The organism is uncultured Clostridium sp. (assembly GCF_900547735.1).
Taxonomy (GTDB): Bacteria; Bacillota; Clostridia; order Lachnospirales; family Lachnospiraceae; genus Otoolea.
In genome coordinates this window covers 118001-139997 of sequence record NZ_URHZ01000001.1, presented here as the reverse complement: position 1 = coordinate 139997, position 21997 = coordinate 118001, and the positions used below count along the sequence as shown (strand labels likewise).

18 protein-coding genes are annotated in these 21997 nt (G+C 49.9%); 5 read left to right on the top strand and 13 right to left on the bottom strand.

Translation table 11 applies throughout. The annotated features are described in order from the left end of the window. Positions 1–71 precede the first annotated feature (71 nt). The 8 genes from ahpC to QZT18_RS00590 form a co-directional block, all read right to left on the bottom strand. Positions 72–635, bottom strand: coding sequence for an alkyl hydroperoxide reductase subunit C (gene ahpC / locus QZT18_RS00625; RefSeq protein ID WP_294143541.1), 564 nt, complete (start codon positions 633–635; stop codon positions 72–74). Between the two features lie 41 nt (positions 636–676). Next, on the bottom strand, positions 677–1111 hold the full coding sequence (locus QZT18_RS00620; RefSeq protein ID WP_294143540.1) for a DNA starvation/stationary phase protection protein: 435 nt from the start codon (positions 1109–1111) through the stop codon (positions 677–679). Positions 1112–1378: 267 nt separating this feature from the next. Next, on the bottom strand, positions 1379–1645 hold the full coding sequence (locus QZT18_RS00615) for a DUF3795 domain-containing protein (RefSeq protein ID WP_294143539.1): 267 nt from the start codon (positions 1643–1645) through the stop codon (positions 1379–1381). A gap of 154 nt (positions 1646–1799) precedes the next feature. Next, entirely contained in the window at positions 1800–4349 is a 2550-nt protein-coding gene (locus QZT18_RS00610; protein ID WP_294143538.1) for a hybrid sensor histidine kinase/response regulator, read from the bottom strand. Positions 4350–4358: 9 nt separating this feature from the next. Further along, positions 4359–6182, bottom strand: a complete 1824-nt coding sequence (locus tag QZT18_RS00605) for an extracellular solute-binding protein (protein ID WP_294143537.1) — start codon at positions 6180–6182, stop codon at positions 4359–4361. 198 nt (positions 6183–6380) lie between these two features. Continuing rightward, a complete protein-coding gene (locus QZT18_RS00600; RefSeq protein WP_294143536.1) occupies positions 6381–8123 on the bottom strand; it encodes an ABC transporter ATP-binding protein in 1743 nt (580 codons plus the stop codon). Next, positions 8120–9925, bottom strand: a complete 1806-nt coding sequence (locus QZT18_RS00595) for an ABC transporter ATP-binding protein (protein ID WP_294143574.1) — start codon at positions 9923–9925, stop codon at positions 8120–8122. Before QZT18_RS00595 ends, QZT18_RS00600 begins: the two co-directional genes overlap by 4 nt. A 209-nt stretch (positions 9926–10134) precedes the next feature. Then, the gene (locus tag QZT18_RS00590) at positions 10135–10755 is read right to left on the bottom strand and encodes a TetR/AcrR family transcriptional regulator (protein WP_294143535.1); all 621 of its coding nucleotides are present in this window, start codon (positions 10753–10755) and stop codon (positions 10135–10137) included. Positions 10756–10952: 197 nt separating this feature from the next. Between QZT18_RS00590 and QZT18_RS00585 the strand changes: the two genes are divergently transcribed. Further along, positions 10953–11504 (top strand): PadR family transcriptional regulator, encoded by a 552-nt coding sequence (locus QZT18_RS00585; RefSeq protein WP_294143534.1) that lies wholly within the window; start codon positions 10953–10955, stop codon positions 11502–11504. Then, on the top strand, positions 11501–13183 hold the full coding sequence (locus QZT18_RS00580; RefSeq protein WP_294143533.1) for an NAD(P)H-dependent oxidoreductase: 1683 nt from the start codon (positions 11501–11503) through the stop codon (positions 13181–13183). Before QZT18_RS00585 ends, QZT18_RS00580 begins: the two co-directional genes overlap by 4 nt. Positions 13184–13202: 19 nt before the next feature. Here QZT18_RS00580 and QZT18_RS00575 read toward each other — a convergent pair whose 3' ends face one another. Then, complete coding sequence (locus QZT18_RS00575) at positions 13203–14117, bottom strand: LysR family transcriptional regulator (protein ID WP_294143532.1); 915 nt, start codon at positions 14115–14117, stop codon at positions 13203–13205. Positions 14118–14412: 295 nt separating this feature from the next. Here QZT18_RS00575 and QZT18_RS00570 point away from each other — a divergent pair, with 295 nt between their 5' ends. The 3 genes from QZT18_RS00570 to QZT18_RS00560 all read left to right on the top strand — a co-directional run bounded on the left by QZT18_RS00570 (position 14413) and on the right by QZT18_RS00560 (position 16914). Then, positions 14413–14583: a hypothetical protein gene (locus QZT18_RS00570; protein WP_164516842.1), complete on the top strand. Its 171-nt coding sequence runs from the start codon at positions 14413–14415 to the stop codon at positions 14581–14583. Between the two features lie 401 nt (positions 14584–14984). Beyond that, a complete protein-coding gene (locus tag QZT18_RS00565; RefSeq protein ID WP_294143531.1) occupies positions 14985–16319 on the top strand; it encodes an MATE family efflux transporter in 1335 nt (444 codons plus the stop codon). Next, on the top strand, positions 16312–16914 hold the full coding sequence (locus QZT18_RS00560) for an AAA family ATPase (RefSeq protein WP_294143530.1): 603 nt from the start codon (positions 16312–16314) through the stop codon (positions 16912–16914). Before QZT18_RS00565 ends, QZT18_RS00560 begins: the two co-directional genes overlap by 8 nt. Positions 16915–17111: 197 nt before the next feature. Here QZT18_RS00560 and QZT18_RS00555 read toward each other — a convergent pair whose 3' ends face one another. The 4 genes from QZT18_RS00555 to QZT18_RS00540 form a co-directional block, all read right to left on the bottom strand. Further along, entirely contained in the window at positions 17112–17822 is a 711-nt protein-coding gene (locus QZT18_RS00555) for a hypothetical protein (RefSeq protein ID WP_294143529.1), read from the bottom strand. Positions 17823–17825: 3 nt separating this feature from the next. Continuing rightward, on the bottom strand, positions 17826–19340 hold the full coding sequence (locus tag QZT18_RS00550; protein ID WP_294143528.1) for a DUF1538 domain-containing protein: 1515 nt from the start codon (positions 19338–19340) through the stop codon (positions 17826–17828). Positions 19341–19600: 260 nt separating this feature from the next. Beyond that, the gene (locus QZT18_RS00545) at positions 19601–20596 is read right to left on the bottom strand and encodes a spore photoproduct lyase family protein (protein WP_294143527.1); all 996 of its coding nucleotides are present in this window, start codon (positions 20594–20596) and stop codon (positions 19601–19603) included. A 93-nt stretch (positions 20597–20689) separates the two neighbouring features. Continuing rightward, on the bottom strand, positions 20690–21961 hold the full coding sequence (locus QZT18_RS00540; RefSeq protein ID WP_294143526.1) for a glycosyltransferase: 1272 nt from the start codon (positions 21959–21961) through the stop codon (positions 20690–20692). Between the last annotated feature and the right edge of the window lie 36 nt (positions 21962–21997).

Below are 21997 nucleotides of genomic sequence, written 5' to 3'. Positions count from 1 at the left end.
TCTTTTCAGAAGTCTCCGTCCTCCTCCCCTGTTCGGTTACCTTGTATCTTCTCCGGTGTCTGAACCGGGCCTTAAATCAGTCCCACCAGGTCCAGGCTAGGTTTTAAGGTCTCGGCTCCCGGCTGCCACTTGGCCGGGCAAACCTGGTCGCCGTGCTCTGCCACGAACTGGGATGCCTGCACCCTTCTGAACAGCTCGTCCGCATTTCTGCCCACGTTACCGGCAATGACCTCGTAGGCCACAATCTTTCCTTCCGGATTCACGATAAAGCTTCCGCGCTCTGCCATCCCGCTCTCTTCGATCATCACATCAAAGTCCCTGGCAAGCTTGCCTGTCGGGTCGGCCAGCATCGGGTATCCAATCTTCTTAATCGTTGCGGATGCATCATGCCATGCCTTGTGTACAAAATGGCTGTCGCAGGATACGCTGTATATCTCGCAGCCCACTGCCTTGAACTCCTCATACTTATTGGCTAAATCCTCCAGCTCGGTCGGGCACACAAAGGTAAAATCCGCCGGGTAGAAGAAAAACACCGCCCATTTTCCTGTTACATCCGCTTTGCTGATTTCTTTAAAACTGCCGTCTGCATAGGCCTGTACCGTGAAGTCGCTTATCTCTTTTCCAATTAATGACATTATAATTCCTCCTTAAAATGATTGTCTGTATTTTTTGTTTTCTACTTTGACTGTTCGAGCATCCAGACAGCCTTGCTGTACTGGGCTATCATGGAATCCGCCATCGCGGATACCTCGTATACTTTGTTTTCGTCCGCCTTTTCTTTCACGCTGATGAGAAGTCTCTTCACATAGCTGAAATCGGCCAGGACATTTTCCAGAATAACGGCTGCTCCCACTTTTTCATTGGAAGCTTCCTCAATCTTACCAATCTCCAGGTAATCTTTCATCCTTCCGAGAGGCTGCCCCTCCAGCATCAATATTTGCTCCGCTATCTGGTCAATCTCCTCATTTACTCCGTTGTAATATTCTTCCAGTTTCCCATGCAGGACGAAAAATTCCTTTCCCTGTACGTTCCAGTGGTAATTCTGTAATTTGCGGTATAAGAGGTTTAAGTCTGCAAGTAACTGATTTAAATTGTTCATTAATTCTTTCATGGTTTTCTTCCTTTCTTTTTGCGATCTATATTTTTGTTTAACCTGAATCATTGTTTTTCCCAGTTAGTTATTACTAACTTGTCCTTATTCTATCAGACGCCGTTTATTTTGTCAAGAAATAATATTAATAATTATTATCAATATTGTCCGGGCTCAGATTTGCCTTTCTCTCATGGGCCTGTATTCCTCCAATATAAAACAGGCCCGTTCCCCGTACAGGAATATATCCTCTGTACGGAAAACAGGCCGCTCCACATGATATTCGTTTTACCTTCCGTTTTCTGCCCAGCATCTGCACTGTTCAATGCGTTTACCGTCATCCCCCTGCTGTTCATCATAGGCAAACTGCTTCAGCAGGTCACAGGGAAATTCATCACACAGTCCGCAGTGTTCCTGTTCTTTCTCTTCACAACAGACTTTTACGAGGCAGCTTTCTCCCCAGAACGGTTTGTCAATCTGTACACAGCCTTTGCACCCCATCTGTTCTTTATATTCACATTCCCCGCATAAAATACCACATCTCGACTCAGCCATCACCGTATTCCTCCACTTTTTGTCTTTTTATGACTTATTATATCAGAGGAAACATGACAACTGTCTGTCATGTCATATCTATAATGTCATATTCATATAAACAAGGCCTTACAGCGGCCGCTCTGTCCCGGAACGGCCGCAAACCTGCGCGTATTCAGTCCTGGCCGCCGCCTTCAATCGTATGTTCTTGATCCACCACTACTTCTCTCAGCGCCTCCGACAATACTTTCATGTCAATCGGTTTTGCCACATGGGCATCCATTCCGGCCTCCCTGGCTTTCTGGATATCCTCCGCGAAAGCATCTGCCGTCATCGCTATAATCGGAACCCTGCCGGCATCCGGCCGGTCAAGTCCGCGGATCGCCCGCGCACTGTCATAACCGTTCATGACCGGCATCTGAATGTCCATGAAGACAGCGTCATAAGCAAACTCACCGGAACTGTTAAATATTTCTACCGCCGTCCGGCCATTGCGGGCCAGGACAGCTTCGGCTCCCTCCATGGAAAGGAGCTGGCAGATAATCTCCGCGTTCAATTCATTATCCTCGGCGACCAAAAAGCGTCTGCCATGGTAGTCAAAATCTCCGGTTCCCCCGGATTTGGCATTTTCCTGAGTTTCAAGCGTCTCCTTCTCGATTCGCAGGGATAAATCCACGATGAACGTGCTGCCCTCTCCCGGAGCGCTGTTCACCTGAATAATTCCTCCCATCAGCTCCACAATACCCTTGCAGATGGACATCCCCAGCCCGGTCCCCTGTATTTTAGACACCTCCGCGCCTTTCTCTCTGGAAAACGGATCAAATAACGTCTTTAAGTAATCTCCGGTCATTCCCCGTCCGTTGTCTGTTACCGTAAAACGAAATCCCATATAGTTAGCGGACGTCCTGTCCCGTTCTTCTACGGAGAGCAGAATTTTTCCGCCATCCTGAGTATATTTCACGGCGTTTGACAGAAGATTTAGGAGCACCTGATTCAGCCGCAGGGTATCTCCGAGAAGTTCGTGGTTTTTAACCCGGACTGCCGTCTCCAGAGTCTGCTTCTTCGCCAATGCCTGGGGCCTTATGATTTCCATAATGCCCTCCACCAGTTGTTCCATGGAAAAGTTCTCGTAATTGAGCGTCATCTTGCCGCTCTCTATTTTCGACATGTCCAGAATATCATTGATCAGTCCTAACAGATGTTTGGAAGAAAACGAAATTTTATTTAAACAGTCCTCGATCTTGCCGCGCTCCTCTAAGCTCGCCTGTGCGATGGCCGTCATGCCGATAATACCATTGAGAGGCGTCCGGATATCGTGGGACATATTTGACAGAAACGTGCTTTTTGCAGCATTTGCATTCCGTGCAACATCCAGAGCCTGGATTAGACGCTCATCATTCCTCTTCTCGTCGGTGCGGTCCGACAGGATCAGGATATATTTCTCACTGCCCTCCACCATCTCATGGTACAGTACGGCGCAGTACCAGCGCAGTTCCCCGGTTCTTAAGTTGCGCATGTAACCATCCTGTCGGCGGTTCTCACCGATGGGAAGAGTTCCCAATGCCGTCAGTAACGGCGTATCCCGGAGCGCGGTCTGCTCCAGTTTTAAAATATCCTCCTGCACCTGCTTCTGGGAAAGTCCCAGCAGCCGTTCTACATTTGGACTTACATACTCTGCGTCTGTTGCTCCCGCACTGAGCATGATGAAAATATCATCCACATTTGTAATGAGCAGGTTAAATAACTGTTCCCTAAATTTCAGCTCTATGTCCTTGCCATGGATTAAATTGCGGTTTCTGCGGATCAGGCTGGCTATAATCATCAGAGACAGCCCTAAAAACAGCGCTCCCATCACGGCGATCGTGACCATGCGCAGGCTGTTGGTATTAGCATTGACCGTATCCTTTGGAACAAGTCCCAGCATAGTCCAGTCTTCCAGGCCAACCGGAAGATAAGACAGATAGTAATCCACGCCGCCCTCATAGAACTCTACCATTCCCATTTTTTGATTCCGGATATCTGAGCGCAGCGAATCCAGCGTTCCATACCGGAAGCGGGCATCCTTTTCCAGGTAGGCAAAGAAATTATAGGTTATTTTCTCTTTCCGCTCCTGGCCGGACATGGCAATCGTGCCATTGGGCAAAATGACAAAGCAGTCCGCCTGGTTATCAAAGGCGTTGATTTTCAGCAGATTAATCAGGGTATTCTGATGATAGGAGACACCGACTGCCCGAAAGGTAAAGTCCCCCAGCCTGCCCTCGTTTACGGGAACCGCAAACAGAAAGATCGACTCCCCAGTGCTGAGTGTATTATTGACTACGATATCCCTCTTCTCGTTCATCAGGGAAAAAAGGCTGTCCCCCAAATCAAAATAGCCGTTCCGGCCGGAAAGAGTCATATAATTTCCGTTTTTATCCAGGAAGTAGACTTCAATAAAGTCCCAGGCTTCTTTCTGCTCTTCCATATACGCTTCCAGTTGCTTTTGCCCATTCTGATCTCCGCCCTTTTCCTGAATAGACATCTCCCAGCCATGCAGGATACCCCATGTGCGGGACACAACACTGGAGAAAGTGTTGTTGACCTGAAGAAACAGCTCTTCCAGATGCTGGGCGCTCTCATTTCGGACCTGGCGGGTCATATACCGGGTATATGGGACAAATACCAGAAGTATAATTGCCCCAGCCAATAACAGTTGCAGGACGATGCGACGCAGCTTTAACTTCATATTCCGCTCCTATTTGCTTAATACGAGATAGTCCGATGGCGCCAGAGGCTGATTCCCCTCTGTAAGATATTCGGTCCAGACCGACTGCAGATTCTTTCCTTCCACTGCCGGGAACTTTTCGCTTCCTCCGACGTATTGAAGCGCATTTGTCACATCTCTCCCGGCTTTATCGGAATAAGCAAAGTTAAATACATCATCCGGCGGCAGTTCCGTTCCTCTGACCTTTAAGCCGGTCAGTTCAAAGCCGTTTTCCGTCTGTTTGATTTCCATCGTGATACCACTGACGATCGGCAGCTGATACGCCTCATCGGTCTGTGCAACCAACTGCTTCAATAAATTCTCCAACTCGCTTCCCGTAACTGCCCCCATGACAATCGAGTGTCCCTGCGCTGGATACCCCATTTCCGCCTTGGTCTGCCCATCGGCATAAACTCCGCAGGTAACGTTGTAAAACGGCATGACAAACACGTCTGCCCCCAACGCTTTGCAGACCGTATTGGCAATACTTGAACCGGCCGCATTCCCTTTTTCGGAATCCCACGCATACGGATAACTCTGTTCAAAGGTTACCACCGTCTGCTCCGGCACAGCCCCCGCGCTATTCAGGCTATCGTCAAATACCCGGTATGCCTGCTCTGCATCATATTCTCCTAACACCATCCCGGAAAAAACGTCCAGCGACGTCTTAAAAAAGTCATTGGAAGCGATTCTGATATAGATATGATTCTTTTTAATCAGCGGCTCCATCTGGGACATTTCCTCCGGCAGTGGAAGGGTGATATCCTTGTTGTAGGAGATCTGCGCGCCAATCTTTTCATTTAAAATAAGCTGTGCGTCCCGGTTTAACATGGCATTCAACACTTCCATCACCAGCTTTTTTCGGTTCTCATCTTCCTCTGCGCTGTGATTGACCGCTATCTGGAACACCGGGTAGGTCAGCGCCCAGTTTTCTTCGCTGGAGCTTCCAAAGTAGGGCAGCGCCGCTACTTCCATGTTGTCGTATTTGACGGCCTCTGAGGCAATGGCTCCGGTTCCCCTGATTACCGCGATACGATTGTTGATGAATTCCTCGTGCACCTTATAGTAGTCCCAGTCTGCCTCATCCGCCCTTATGACACCTTTATCAATCAGATTCTGAATCCGCTCAAAGGCTTCCGGCCACACTACGTCGTCCAGCCCTGCCGTCATCCTGTTCTCATATTCGTGCCGCCATGTTTTCCCCTCCAGCGAGGATAGCGCCTCGATGGAAAGCCCTTGAATAATCTCCATGCTGGTATAGTCGTAAGCATAATCGCTGGCAAATCCACGGATTCCTTTTGCTTCAAATGCCAGACAGGCTTCTACAAAGCTGTCATAATCTGTGGGCAGCGGAATCTGATACTGTTCAAACAAAGCCTTGTTTGCAACCAGATTGTCAAAAATTCCCGGAGCCGGCAGCCAGTTCACCGTACCATCCTCGTTTCTGTATTTATCTAAGTAAACACTGTGGTAGGATGAAGCCAGCTCCGTTTCGCTCAAATCCAAAAGACTGTCCTTCAGCGGCTGTGCATCCAGCACCGAAAAACGCCTGGTTGTCATAATGTCCGGCAGTTCGTCGTGTTTTTGCAGATAGGTGTAAAAATCCAATGTGTTCTTTCCCACGCTCCATTCAATCTCTGCATCCGGCACCTGCGCTTCCACATAGTCCGTATATTCGCCCAACATTTTAAAATCATAAAGGCTTATCTTAATGTGGTTATCCGTTTGAGCCTTCCGATTTCCGCAGCCGATGCACCCTGCAACTGCCCCCAAAACCAAGAATCCCAAAATCAACCCTCTTTTAGACTTAATCACTTTCCATTCCTCCCAAAACTCTATCCCGAACCGTTGGTTCTATATTAATGTATATATGGACAAAGTATAGCATAAAAGCCGGGAACAAACAATGAACGGAACCTTTATTGTATAATTTTAACTCTTTTCGGACATTTTGTTACTCTCAATAAGCCAAGTCTGAGGCCCTGCTGTAGAAAGAGGAACTTCTTTCGGGGCTTACAAACTCCAGTTCAGGCTCTTGCCCTGAAGCATTGACATATGGTGGAAGATCCCCTCTCTCTTCATAAGCTCCTCCGGGCTCCCCTGCTCCGCAACGCAGCCGTCTCTAATGACTACGATGTGATCCGCCCCCGCCACGGTCCTCATACGGTGAGCGATGATAAAAACAGTCTTATCTTTCACCAAGTTGGAGATAGCTTCCTGAACCAGTGTCTCATTTTCCACATCCAGGGAGGCCGTCGCCTCATCCATCAGAATAATCGGGGCATCCTTCAGAAGCGCCCTTGCTATGGAAAGGCGCTGCCTCTCCCCTCCCGACAGGGTGGAACCATTTTCCCCGATTCTGGTCCGGTACCCCTCCGGCAGACGCAGGATAAATTCCTCGCACCGCGCCGCCCTGGCGGCCGCCATGACTTCTTCGTCACCGGCTCCCTTTCTGCCCAGCCTGATATTTTCCATAATTGTATTATTAAACAGCACCACATCCTGGAACACGATGGAAAAGCTCTTAAGCAGAGTTTCCGGCTCCACCTCATTCACATTGGTGCCTCCAATCGTAATTTTCCCCCTGTCGATATCCCAGAATCTGGCCGCCAGCTTGGCGCTGGTGGACTTTCCTCCGCCGGAAGGCCCTACGAGAGCCGTCACCTGACCCTGTCTGGCGGTAAATGATACGTCTCTTAAAACGGTCTCCCCGCCCTCATAAGAAAATCCGACATGGTCAAACACAATATCATATCCCTGGTAATGGGCATTCTCCCCGCCTCCCTGGATCGGCTGTTCCTCTATCACCTTCATCCTCTCCACCACAAGCAGAGTGGAATATACGGCGGAAAGATTCTGCAGGCAGCTGCTGAGAGGAAGATACAGCCTCGTCGCGGCCAGCATAAACATAAGAAATACCATAAATCCGATGGAGCCCGATACCAGAAGGGAGGCCCCGGCAAGCACCGTCGTCGCCATTCCAATCTTCAGAAACATCTGAGACGCCGTCACCAGGGTGCCGTTGAGCAGCTCCAGACGGATTGTGTCATGCTCCACATCCAGGAGCTTCCCGGTCAAGCCCTCCAGATATTCTTCCCTCTGGTTATTGGCCTTGATGTCCTGGATATTCTCAATGCACTCCTGGATTCCGTCGGAGGCGGCCAGCTTCTTTTCCTTCTGACGGCGCTCCATCCGATCCACCATCGGTCTCGTTCCCGCTGCAAGCAGGAAGGAAACCGGCGCCACCCAGAGTACGGAAAGAGCCATGCGCCAGTCCGCGGCAAGCAGTCCGATTCCAATCAGGACCGTAGATAAAAGCGCTCCGATGAGTTCCGGGATAAAATGGGAAAATGCAGTCTCCACAAAGGCGCAGTCCGCCATAATTGTGGTCGTCAAATCGGCCAGATCACGTTTCCCGAAGAAGGACAGCGGGAGCTTCCTGAGACGTTCCGCCATTCGGATACGCATGCTGGCGCTCTCCGCATAAGAGGAAATAAACGTGGCATTGTACTGGATATATTCAAACACAAAGAGAACGGCCAGCAGAACCGCGCTGAAACCGATATAGCCTCCCAGTCCCATACCGGGGGCCGCAAGATTCACCATCGGTGCAAAAAGCCATTCCATAAAAATAAGTAAAAGGCCCATCGGAACCATCAGCCCTATATTGGTGAGGGCACAGGAAAATATGGCCTTGGTCAGGTTTTTCCCTCCCTGCTCACTTAATGCAAACTTTTTCTGTAAATATCTGCTCATGCCTTTCCACCTACCTTCCATTCAACCGACATCTGGTAATTTCTCCACATCGATGCATACAGTCCGTCCGCCGCAAGTAACTCCTCATGCCTGCCCTGTTCGGCAATGCGCCCCTCCTCCATGACAAAAATCTGATCGGCCCGGCACACGGTAGAAAGTCTGTGGGCTATCATCACCACCGTCTTTCCCTCCACCAGCTTTTCAAAGGCCTGCTGGATCAGATACTCATTATCGGGATCTGCAAATGCGGTTGCCTCATCCAAAAGCACAATGGGCGCATCCTTTAATATCGCCCTGGCCAGGGCAATCCTCTGGACTTCTCCTCCCGACAGATAAACTCCCTTTGTGCCGACGACCGTATCAAGCCCATTCGGCATTTTCTCAATAATATCCTCACACCTGGCCGCGGAGATGGCGTATTCCACCTCACTCTTTGAGGCGTCCGGCCTGGCCGCACGGATATTGTTCAGCAGACTGTCCTTAAATAAACGGCTGTCCTGGAAAACAAAGCTGATCTGCTTCATCAGCTCTTCCGTCCCGATATTCCTCACATCCACACCACCGATGGAAATGCTGCCCTGGTTCACATCGAAAAATCTCGGAATCAGGCTTGCCAGCGTCGTCTTTCCACTCCCGGACGCGCCGACAATGGCGGCCGTCGTCCCCTGCGGCACGGTAAGCGATACATGGGAAAGAGCCGGAACCGGATTTTCCCCGGGCGCTTCTTTGCGGTAGGAAAAGGAAACGTCCCTGAAGCGAATCTCTGCATCTTCCGGTTTCTCAGACTTTTCCGGCTCCGGGAGAGGCTTTTCATTCACAATTTCGAGAATCCTTCTCAGCGCATCGTTGGCCTTCATGGTGTTCTCGCTGGTCCACATGATTTTATCCATCATCGACACACAGATTGGCGTGAACAGAATATAAAAAGTGAGGTCCAGCGCCACCGTCGTGTAAGCGGCCTGTGATACAATATCTCCCGCCAGCAGAAGTCCGGCCGGAATCAGAACCGCAAATACTCCGTTGATGCTCACGGTATAGCAGCACATCGGAATCCGCAGGGAACCGGCATAGTTCATCGCCCAGCTCTTATAGCGCAGGATAGAATCGTGAAAACTTTTAAAGGAGAAAATACTCTGCTGGAATGTCTTTACCACCGGGATTCCCCTCACATATTCCACCGCCTCATTGTTCATATCTTCCAATGCATTCTGATACTCCTTCATGGCTTTAGCCATTCCCGGTCCCATCATGCGGCTTAAAAAGAGTACGCCGGCCGCCATCGGAATCAGGCTGATCAGGCCGAATCTCCAGTCGAAAACAAAAAGCAGCACAAGCACCGCTGCCGGCGTTACAACAGCACCCGCCAGATCGGGCAGTTGATGCGCCAGGTACGTTTCCGTCAGTCCCGCCCCATCGTCGATGATTCTCCGTATTTTTCCGCTGCCTGCCTGTTTAAAGTAACCGATCGGCAGGCGCGACAGATGATGGAGCGCCACCGTTTTCAGATTTCTGGCCGTGCGGAATGCCGATATATGGGTGCACATCAGCGCGCTGAAATACAGGAACATGCTGAGAAGGGAGGAACCGACCGCCATCCAGCCAAAGCGTACGAGACTTCCGCCGTCCGGCCCCGATGCCCAGCCCAGCACCGTCTCCTTTATCACATTCCACATGCAGATGTAGGGAAACAGTCCCACCACGGCGCTGATGCCGGACAGCACGCAGCCAAGAGCCGTGAGATACCGGTGTTTCCCGGCAAACGTCATCAGTGAGATTTTGCCCGTCCCGGGCAGTTCCGTCATGATCTTTTTCGTATTTCCATACCTGTCTTCCACTAATTTCTCCTCCTTTTAGATAATTTCATACTGCTTCGACGATATTGTACTGCTTTGACGATTTCATACTGCTTTGACATTTCGTACCGTCATCGGCAAGTGAGTTAGCTTTAACTAACCATCCGGTATAACTGTTTTTTCTCCCACTCCTGCACTCCTCTCCTTCCCGCTCTCCTCTAAAGATTCAGAATCCCCGCCCATCCCGCATGCTGGAAACGGCCCAGAATCACCGCGCAGGAAAGCGCCCGTTCCCTTGGCACGTCATGGGACACAAACTCCTGAAGCTGCTGAAAAAAAGAGCGACAGACAATATGGATCAGCGTATCATCCAACTCCGGCACTTCCCGGCCCAGTTCCTTTACCGCCGCGACAAAATCACGGCATGACTGCTCCTCCACTTTGGCCAGGCGGGCAAAAAACACCTCGTCGCTTCCCGGCGCACCGCAGCACAGCAGAAGCTTAAACGCGTCAAAGTGGTCATAAACATAATTGATCAGCCATGGCACGTATTCATCGGTGACGGTTGTAAGTTCTCTCACCTGCTCCTCCGGCGTAAGCGAGGCAAAATCCTCGTGAACCTCGATATACCGGTCCACCAGCTCCCGCGCCGCTTCTCCCGTCAGTGCCTCAAAGATAGCTTCTTTTCCCGAAAAACAGCCGTATATGGCACCCGTGGTAACGGACGCCGCTGCAGCGATTCTCCGAAGGGACGCCTTCTCATACCCATAGGTCAAAAATTCATTCTTTCCAGCCTTCAATATGGCATCGGCCGTATTTTTAATTGTGTTTCCTATCATAATCCGGATATCTCCTCAAATGTAATAGTGTTATATAACACCGTTATAATACAACCGAACGGAGCATCCGTCAAGATATCCAACTGACTCCTTTTCTCAATAAAGACGGATCGTAACAAAAAACTGCTGAAATACGGGTTGACTATATTATACTTGTAGAATATACTAAAAGTATAATATAAACAGGAGGTATTCGTATGTCATTAAAACATGGACTGCTGGGTCTGCTGAGCTACGGCAGCATGACGGGATACGAGCTTGACAAAACATTTAAGGATTCCCTTTTCCTGTTCTGGAAGGCACAGACAAGCCAGATTTACCGTGAACTGAACGGAATGGAGCAGTCCGGCTGGCTCACATCGGAAATCGTTTACCAGACCGATAAACCGAACAAAAAGCTCTACTCCCTCACCGAATCGGGAAGGAAAGAACTGCACGCCTGGCTTTCTGAGAACAATCTGGACAACGAATTCCAGACGCGCAGCACGTTTTTAATGAAACTCTTTTTCTCGGGTGAAAAAAACTCCGGCGATAATATAGAAATGCTGAAGGAATATAAAGTGAGATGCCTGGAGGAACTGGATGCCCTTAAGACAGTGGGCGGCAGTATCGAACATTATTCACAGTTCACTTCACAAAACCGGGAACCCGTTTACTGGGGACTTACCGCCCGCTTTGGGGAACTGCATATCAAAGCCTGCCTTGAATTTGCGGAAGAAGCCATCAAAACTCTGGAGAAATTACAATGAATATACTCGTATTAAACGGCAGCCCGAAAGGCGGAAAAAGCAACACCTACCGCATAACCTCTGCCTTCCTGGACGGACTTAATGCCCGGGATAACGGGCAGACGGCGAATGACGGATCAATTAGGGACAGCGAACCTGTTGAGAGCGGCGGACATAAGATCGAAACGGTGGATATCGGCAGTTTAGAAATCGGCCGCTGTCTCGGCTGTTATGCCTGCTGGACCAAAACGCCCGGCCGGTGTGTCCTCAACGACGGTATGGCCGGACTGCTCGCTCAGTATGTGAACGCCGATCTGGTCATATGGAGCTTTCCGCTCTACTTCTTTGGTATGCCTTCGCAAATCAAGGCCTTTATGGACCGGCTGCTGCCTCTTTTTTTCCCTGTGATTGAAGTGGAAAGCGACGGCACGAACCGCCATCCCTCCCGGTATGATTTATCGCACCAGCGCCATCTTTTAATCTCAACCTGCGGTTTTTACTCGGCAAAAGGCAATTACGACGGCCTGATACGTCAGTTTGAGATACTGTTCGGAGACAGGCTTACAAAAATTCTCTGTCCGGAAGGGGAACTGTTCCGTGTCCCGGAGCTGTCTGCGCGCATCGATGAGTACCTGTCCCATGTCAAAAAAGCGGGAAGGGAATATTCGTCATACGGAGTTTTTACGCAGGAAACGCAGAATAAACTGGAAGAGCTTCTGTATCCGCCCGATGTTTTTGTGGAAATGGCAAATGCAGACTGGGAAATGAATATGGCCGATGACGGGAACTTCAAAGAAGATGGAACGGCGGGTGACCGTTCCTACCCGTTCCTCCGGCAGATGGCGGCGCTTTATCACCCGGACGGCCATACAAAAGAGATAATCCTGGAAATGTATTTCACGGATCTTGGTAAAGCGTACCAGCTTCTGCTGGGAAAGGAAAAATGCACCGTGAAAACAGAAGATTTCTCCCCTTATACCACAAGGATTGAAACATCCTTTGAAACATGGCTGAAGATTTCAAAGGGAGAAATCGACGGAGCCGAAGCGCTGATGAACCATCTCTACAAGGTTCTGGGCGATTTCAGCGTCATGACAAGAATGGATGAGCTCTTCGGTTCCGGGAAACCTCCCGAATCCGGCGGCAGGCCGCAGAAAAGCTCGAATATGATACTCCTTCTGCTCCCCTACCTGGCAATGTGGATTTTAACGCCCTTTGATCCCGTTTCAGGAGGAGCGGCTGGAATCCTGGCAGGCAGCCTTGTGATGCTCCTGCATTTTCACTGGCTCCCCACTCCCTATGAACGAATCGGCGCTTTTACCGCCACAGCGATCGGACTTTTGATGATGACCGGCGGCGGAGCGCCGTGGCAGGCCGCTCTTCCCTCCCTGGCAATCGGAGTCCTCTGGCTGGTGTCCTCATTTTTAGAGGTACCCGTCACCGCTTACTATTCCTGCAGGGATTACGGCGGGGAAAAGGCCTGGAATAATCCCCTCTTTATAAAGACGAACCGGATTCTGACCGTCATGTGGAGTATCGCCTATCTGCTGTGGGGCCTGGCCTCACTCTTTGTCACATACAGGAGCGCGTCGGGACTTCCTGCCTTTGAAATCTGCGTATGGGTAATTACGGCGCTCTTAGGCGTCTTCACGGCCTGGTTTGCCAAATGGTATCCCGCTAATGTTGCGGGAGGTAGGTAGGCCCCTCCGGAAACTTCCCCTACAGTCCCGCATAAAATGCTTTCGTCATTTTGATAAAGTCCTCTGCCTGGGGCGTCAGGAACGCGTTCTTTTTATAAAGAATCAGTAACGGCACGCAGAACGGCGGATCATCCACGGTGAAGAGCGCCAGACGGTCCAGGTGGGGCACATGGCGGATGCCGCCCTCCGGCAGAAAGGTGATGCCGAATCCTTCGCTGACCAGATTGACCGCCGTTGTACTGCTGGTCGTATAAAGAATATCGGCATTCTGCATATTCATTCTCACAAACAGGTTTTCCATCGCCTGTCCCATTACCTGCTCATTCGGCAGAAGGATAAAGCGCTCTCCCCGCAGCTCCTGCATATCGATATATGCGGGATGGGAATGGGAAGTCTTTTTATCCCGCACCGCCGGATGGGCTTTATTGGCCACCAGAAACATCTTCTCATAAAAAACGGCCTGATAGACAAAGCCGCCCATCTTATTCGGAATATTCATCAAAGCAAAATCCAGCTTATCTTCCTCCAAAAGCCCCGACAAGATATTCGAATGGTTCTCATGCAGCACAATCCTCACCTCGGGATGTGAAGCGGCAAAGGCCGGAAGGATATCCGGGAGCAGTACGGAACCGCGCCACGGCGTCATCCCCACGTTCAGGGTCTGCCTGCTGCCCGTTCTCAAGCCCTCCACCTGCGATTCAAACTTGCCGGTGAGCGTCCCCACGCTTTCCAGATAACTGAGATAGAGCCTCCCCGCCTCCGTCAGGACAAGGGGAGTGTGGCTCCGGTCAAACAGCTTCATCTGAAGCTCCTGTTCCAGCCTCCCGATGCACTGGCTCAGATATGGCTGTGACAGGTACAGCTTTTCCGCCGCCCTGGAAATACTTCCCTCCCTGGCGACCGTTAAAAAATATTCCGGATTTTTCGTATACATTTTCTTTCCTCCCAGACTGAAAAAGATTGATTTTAAAACGTTTTTCCGCATCATGGCACTGTTTCAGGCATAAGATCTACCGTTTCTCGTATTGCAAATTACTTATATCTTTATGACAGAACCGGGAATAGGCATCATGATTCAATCGTGTTATATTATTTTCAACATAAATAACACTTTTGATTCCTCATCCCCCATAATAATATTGCAATACCTGATTTGTCAAGAAATCAGGACGGGGAATTAAAAGGTTACTGTTCACCCCCACAACACATGGTATGAAAGGAGAATTCCTATGAAAAGAGACAATTCCGTTACATCAGCACCGGCTTCCCGGTCCCAGAAAGACTTAAACCTTCTTTCCGAGGCGGAGTGCAAACTCCTTCTCTCAAGAATTGCAGGACAGCTCGGCATCAGCGATGCCAGAAATCTGCCTTATACGTCGGCTCTTACCGGCCGCAGATAATTACGGTTCTTAAGATATAACACGGACACGATGAAGGATTTACGGCGGCTGCCGTGGACTCCTTCAGACGATTTATGACAGGGAGGAAAACGCTCTTTCAGGGAGCTGTTTCCTCCCTGTTTTCATGTTTTTACCACGTTTCCCGCCCCGGCCGAAAGGGAGTGTATATGACGCAGAAAAATACTTGACTTTCAGGATTTCATTTAGTATACTAACCACTGTTCACTCGGAGGGTGAGTCATTCGTTTGGAAATGATGAGCTGGATAAGGTGACAGGCTGAGAAGCCTGTTATCCTGTCCGGCTTTTTTTGAGTGGCAATGAAAAGTTCGCGAAGCGTGCTTTTCGTTGTTGATTCATAGGAAATTACGTTCCTGGTTCTGTAAAAGGAGGACAACACGACATGAATTTGTTACAGGGAAATGTAAAAAACATCTACTTTAAGTATCTGAGCGCCGCGTTCGGCAGCGCCCTGATAAGCTCTATCTACGGCCTTGTGGATATGGCCATGGTCGGCCAGTACCAGGGGCCCGGCGGCACCGCGGCGCTGGCCGTGGTTGCGCCGGTCTGGAACATCATCTACAGTCTCGGGCTGCTGACGGGAATCGGCGGTTCCGTGCTTTTCAGCGCCGCCAGGGGCAGCGGGGACAGGGGAAAAGAAAACCAGTATTTCACAACGTCCCTGATCTCCACCTTACTGCTTGGACTGGCCTGCTGGTTTGTCATCGTACTTTTCGACACACAGATGCTGCTTCTGTTCGGGGCGGAGGAGACGCTTCTCCCACTGGCCAAACAGTATCTTCTGCCGGTTAAATTTATTGTTCCGGTCTTTCTGTTTAACCAGATGCTGGCGGCATTTCTGCGAAACGACAACAATCCCGGCCTGGCTACGGCTGCGGTGCTGTCGGGAGGAATCTTCAATGTGTTCGGGGATTACTTCTTTGTTTTTATGCTGGACATGGGAATTATGGGAGCCGGCCTGGCTACGGCCGCCGGGGCGCTGATCACGTTTGCCGTTATGCTCACCCATTTCTTTTCAAAAAGAAACACGCTTAAAATAGACAAACCGGTTCAGTTTATGATAAAATTCAGGCAAATCATCGTGACTGGTTTTTCCACCTTTTTCATCGATATTGCCATGGGGATCCTGACCATGCTGTTTAACCGTCAGATTATGAAGTATCTGGGAGCCGATTCCCTGTCCGTCTACGGTGTCATTGTCAACATCAGCACAATTGTACAGTGCTGCGCATACAGTGTAGGGCAGGCGTCACAGCCGATTTTTTCCATCAACTTCGGCGCAGGGAAGTGGAACCGCATTAAAGACACGCTGAAATACGCGCTCTATTCCGTATGTTTCTTCAGCGTCATCTGGACACTCCTGATATTTGCCTTTCCCAACGGGTTTATCCGGATTTTCATGGCACCGACCGATGAGATTTACCGCATTGCGCCGTTTATTATGAGAAGCTACGGAATTTCCTTCCTGCTGCTTCCGCTGAACATTTTTTCCACCTACTATTTCCAGTCACTGATGAAACCGGGAGCCTCTTTCTTTGTATCGGTCTCCAGGGGGCTTATTATAAGCGGAATCTTGATTTACACACTGCCGCTGATGGCGGGAGCCAATTCTCTTTGGTTTGCCATGCCGATCACGGAAGCTGTCGTAGCTGTGGCCGTCGTCGCCCTTATCGGCAGCTACACGAAAAAACTATCAGGGAGGATTGACAATGAATAAAATTATAACGGTTGGCCGTGAATTTGGAAGCGGCGGACGTGAACTGGGACGCCGCCTTGCCGAGGAGCTCGGGATTGCCTATTACGACAAAGAGATCGTTGCGGAAATTGCAAAACGCACGGCCCTGTCGGAGACGTACATCAGCCAGGTTGTGGAACAGCGCCCTGCCACCATGTTTCCCATCACCATCGGCCGGAGCTTCTACCCCAGGGAAAATATTATCCTGGAGCAGAACTGCACCATCTTCCAGGAACAGAGCCGCATTATCAGGGAAATGGCCGCTAAATCGGACTGCGTCATCGTAGGCCGCTGCGCCGACTACATCCTGCAGGAACAAAATCCAATCCGCATATTCGTATATGCCGGCATGGAAAGCAAGATGAAGCGCTGCCGCGAAAAAGCCGAGCCGCAGGAATCCCTGTCCGATAAAGAGCTGAAACAGCACATCCAGAAGGTGGATAAAAACCGTTCCCGGTATTACGGCTTTTATACCAGCCAGGTATGGGGCGATAAAGCAAACTATGATTTCTGTTTCAATACGACGAATCTGGTAATTAAAGACAGGATTCCCGCGATTGCTAACCTTTTGAAATGATGGGTTGAATGGAAAAAAAGATTGAGCGGCCGGACAGGCTGAACAGGCAAACTAAATAGACAGACTAAATAGGCAGACTAAATAGACAGACTAAATAGGCAGACTATAAAAGAGGGGACTCTATAAGACATTTCTTACAGAATCCTCTCTTGCTCAATATTCTTTTATTTTTTTCCGTTTTTTCCGTATAACGGAATTTATGATAAACCGATGATCTCATCCACCGGCAGGGATAAAATCATTCCTCTTGCCGGAGTCTGACATCCGCACTTCTCACTGATTTCTTTCATCACTTCCTTCTTGATACTTTTAGGAACAACAATGCTTATGACCTCCTGCTCCTCCTGGATGGAGACTTCCATGAATTTGACAGGTTCTTCCAGACCCTGTCTTCTGCTTTTCAGAATCGTGCCTCCGGTGGCTCCTGCGCCCCTGGCTGCCTCCATTACCTCTCCGCTGTATCCCTGGTTGCAGGCCGCAAGTATCATCACATATGACATTTCTTCCCTCAGCTCCTCTTTCATATCCTCCTCCTTCCTCTTTGCATCCCCTGATGCAATCTCAAGCTGCTCCTCCTCCAACTGTTTCAGAAGATAGTTCTGAAGACCGCTTACCGGGACCGTGAACGCAATACCTCGTCCTCTCTCCCTGATCTTCAATTTCTCTTCCAATGCCTCAAATACGCCGTGCACACTGCTTTTCAGTACCAGGCCCGCCGTTATGATACGGCCGGATTCACTGAGCCCGCAGATTTCCAAAAACTCCGAACTTGCCGTGCCTTTTCCCCGGAACTGGTATCTGACCTTCACCTGGAAGTCGTCCAGTATCTTTACTACCTTCTTTTCTACGGGCTTATCGGTGATAATCACAAGCATTCTCAATAACAAACTGTCGCTGTGCCCTTCCATTTTCTATTCCTCCTCCAGATCGACGAACTCATAATCTGTTTCTTCAGAGACAGCCGTAACCGGCAGCCGTTTTGCTTTGTATGCGTATACCAGGCCGGTGGCCTGGATTGCAATAATCGGAGCCAGCGCGACAAGCGCCACCACGCCGAATGCATCCGTCGTGATATTGCCTCCGACGCCCACACATGCGCCGATCGCCATCGGAAGCAGGAACGTGGATGTCATCGGGCCGCTGGCAACGCCGCCGGAGTCAAAGGCAATCCCCACAAAAATGGGTTCAACTCGTTTTGCCATGCAGAGGGCAAGTATGTAACCAGGAATCAGGATCCAGTATATGTTGACGCCGGTCAGAATCCTGACCATGGCCAGGGCCACCGCAACCGAAACGCCGATTGAAAGGCAGCGGTTCATCGAGTTTCTGGATACCGTACCGTTTGTAATGTCTTCGACCTGGTTATTCAGGACCTGTACCGCAGGCTCTGCCTTTACAATATAGAATCCGACCAGCGCCCCGACGGGAACCAGCATCCACTTAAACGGACTTCCGGCCAGTTCCGCTCCCAGCAGGGTCCCAACCGGCGCAAAACCGGTATTGACGCCCGTGAGAAACAGGGTTGTTCCAATTAACGTATACAGAAGTCCCACCAGCAGACGCAAAATCTGTTTTCTTCTGTACTGTTTCGTACAAAGCTGAAAGATAACAAAAACAAGCAGTATGGGGAAAATGATAACCGATACTTCCCTTAACTGCGCGGGCAGGGCAATAATGAACTGATGAACCACATCCTGCATCGTGAAAAGCTCCACGATTTCGGCCATGTCATATGACGCGTCCCCGGGATGGAAAAAGAGGCTCAAAAGAAGCACCATCAGAATCGGCCCGATGCTGCACAGGGCAACAAGACCAAAGCTGTCGCTGTCGCTGTTTTTATCGCACCTGGCGGAGGAAAAACCGATACCGAGAGCCATAATAAAGGGAACCGTCATAGGACCCGTGGTCACTCCGCCCGAATCAAAGGCGATCGCCGTAAAATCCGCCGGCACCAGAAACGAGACAAGGAAGAGCACAGGGTATAAAACTATCAGAATTTTCAAAAGACTGATATTCAGTAAGATTCTGAGAACCGCAGCAATGGTAAAAATACCGACGCCGAACGCTACGGTCCAGACTAGAACTGCATTAGGGATGGATAGAACCTGATTGGACAGAACCTGAAGATCCGGCTCCGCCACCGTGATAATGACTCCAACAACAAAGCAGACCACAATTGTTATTACTAAATTCTTCGTTTTCACCAGGTGCTGTCCTACTCCTTCCCCCAGAGGCATCATGGTAATTTCCGCTCCGAGCTGGAAGAAACCCATGCCTACTATCAGAAAAAATGCTCCCGTTAAAAACAGGGCTACAGTTCCCACGTCAATCGGCAGCAAAAATATGCTCAGCAGCAATACCACGGCCGTGATTGGAAGAACTGTCGTCAGTGATTCCTGTATCTTTTCTTTTAATTTCTTATTCAAATAACCTCCCTTTCATATAAGAATACCTCCTGAAAAAGTATCCGGTTAACGGTTACAGGCGGCGCTTATGTTATCGTCCGCTAACTTAAAATAATTGTATCATATTTTATGTCACCTGTCCATTTAGATACCAGATCCAGGTGTTAAACCCGCGTTAAAATTATTTCGGCCCGGAGTGTGTTTTAACCTTGATAAGCCTCTTGTTTTCGGGGTACCATGACAAGAACGCAGAAAAGTCCGTGAGCTTTTCTGCGTTCTTTCTAACTGATATAAAGTATTTTGACGTCACCCATGATTCGTTTCACCTCGGACCGCAGGAATTCTTCGGCCTCTTTTCTGGAATCCTCCCGGTAACAGTATCTGCCTCTGCCCCTTCCCGTCATCAGTTCGCCGTCATATAAGTCGGGCGCGGCAGGAAACGCCTCACTGTTGATTGCCCGGTGCACATAGGAATAGGTCATCAGAATGATTTCCAGAAACATCTGCTTCTTCATCTTCGCGGTCAGTCCCTCTTCCAGTTCTTCGAGAAGGCCCGTATACATTTCTTTCCATCCCTCCGTCAAAATCACCGGCGCAATTAAGAGCCCGCAGGGATATCCCGCCTCGCACATCTTATTGACCGCCCCGATTCTCTGCGCCAGACCCGAGGTGCCGAGTTCAATGCGTTTGATGAGTTCCTGTGGATTCACACTCATGCGGAAGATGATTTTCCCCCTGTGTTCCAGAGGCAGCAGCGGGTCCACCATATCGAACTTGGTCGGGAATGTGAGTTTTCCCGTCCCCTCCTCGGCAAATCTGGGGATTGTATAGAGCAGGTTTCCGGTTATGATATTTTCCAGCACCAGGTCGCTGTTGCTGCCGATTTCAAATACGGCGGGGCTGCTGCTCTCCCGTCCCTTCTTAATCAGGCGGTCCAGCATCTGCTCACGGTTCACAAACAGGCGGAGATAGGCGCATTTATTATAATTGCACACCAGATAGCAGTACAGGCACATCGCCGTGCAGCCCGACGATGTGTAAGGTACCAGATAGTCCGACACCTTATGGTTTTCCGTATACTTGTGGGTTTTTCGTATCCCGACTATCAGGTTTCTCTTCATTTTTCCAAATTCCGAGTTCGGCTTTTCCTGCATTTCTTTGATGGAATTATGGCTGGCAATGGGCAGCCATGGCAAATCACCGTATTTTTCCTTCAGTTCCTTCCCCAAAACATAATTCAGGCTGTCCGGTTCATAGTATACTGCATCAAATTTCATATTTTTCCCTTTCCGGCCACTGGCACATCACGGATCTTGTTTTCCGATAGTATGTGCCGTTTCGGGAAAATCATGAGAGCGGCTGTCTGTCATTCAAACCATATTTTTATTTTCTTTAAACAGGTTGCGCGGGTTCAGATAAAAAAGGAACTGCATCAGCGCTTCCGAACTTCTTTTCTTTCTGTCGCGATCCATCATCTGATAATAATACGCTTCCGCCGTGGCTGCAATCTCCGCGGAACGGTAGCCGGATGCGGTTTTTACCGAATTTCTGCAAAGCGCCAGGTAATGCTCCCGTCCGGAGAGGGCCTGTCCTGCGGCTTCGGCCCACTGCTCCGCATTTTCCCCGGTCATATATCCGTTGCAGCCGTTTTCCACAATATCCGACACACCGCTGGCCCTAACCGCGATCACCGGCGTTCCCGCCGCCATAGCCTCCAGAAGGACAATTCCCTGCGTCTCCGATTTGGAGGCAAAAAGGAACAGATCGCTGGCAAACTGGTAGTCTTTGATTCTCCGGTTTTCAACCTTTCCCGTAAAAATGATATTATCACCAATTCCCAGACGGCCGGCCAGTTCCTGCAGATGTCCGCGCTCGCTGCCCTCCCCGATCACCATGATGCGGAAACAGTCTCCAATCCGCCGTTTCAAGGCCGCCGCTCCCTCCAGCAGAAAATCCAGGTTCTTCTCTTTTTCCAGCCTGGCTATTGTGCTGAACAAATATTTTTTATCTCCCTTATACCGCGTCCTGATTGCATTGGCGGCCTCAGGATCCTCAAGAAAGGAACTGTCCTCCAGGCCCGTCGGCAGAATCCCGATTCCGGTGTCCGTACCGTAGCTCTCCAGGCAGTCCCGCATCATCTTTGTGGGCGCAAATATCAGGTCACAGGAGTTGGCAAAGGATTTTATATACTGACGCACCAGAGCCTCGCTGCCGAACTTTGGCTCTCCGCCCTGACGGTGTGCCGGACCGCACGCCTGGAACGGCTTAAAGTAGTGCAGATACTCCTCATATCTGGTGTGGTACGTATATGCCACCGGAATGCCATATTTTTTACCAAGGTAGAGGGCAGCATGTCCGGACAGCAGGGGATGATGAACATGGATTACATCGAACCTGAGTCTGGCGAACTCCTTCTCTATCCTGCCGTCGAAACAGTTGCCCACCACAATCCCGGTTTCATCCTTTTTATACAGCGTTTTGTACCGGATTACATACGTTTCTTCCCCGCAGTTTCCATAGTCGGGAGCAAAAATATATACTTCGTGTCCGGCATTTCTCAGCCCCTCCGACAATCTCTCAATCGATATCGGCACTCCTGCGATGAACGGCTTATAATTATTAGTAAACATTGCAATTCTCATCAATTCATCCTCCTGCGTCTAATTTTCATTTCTCCG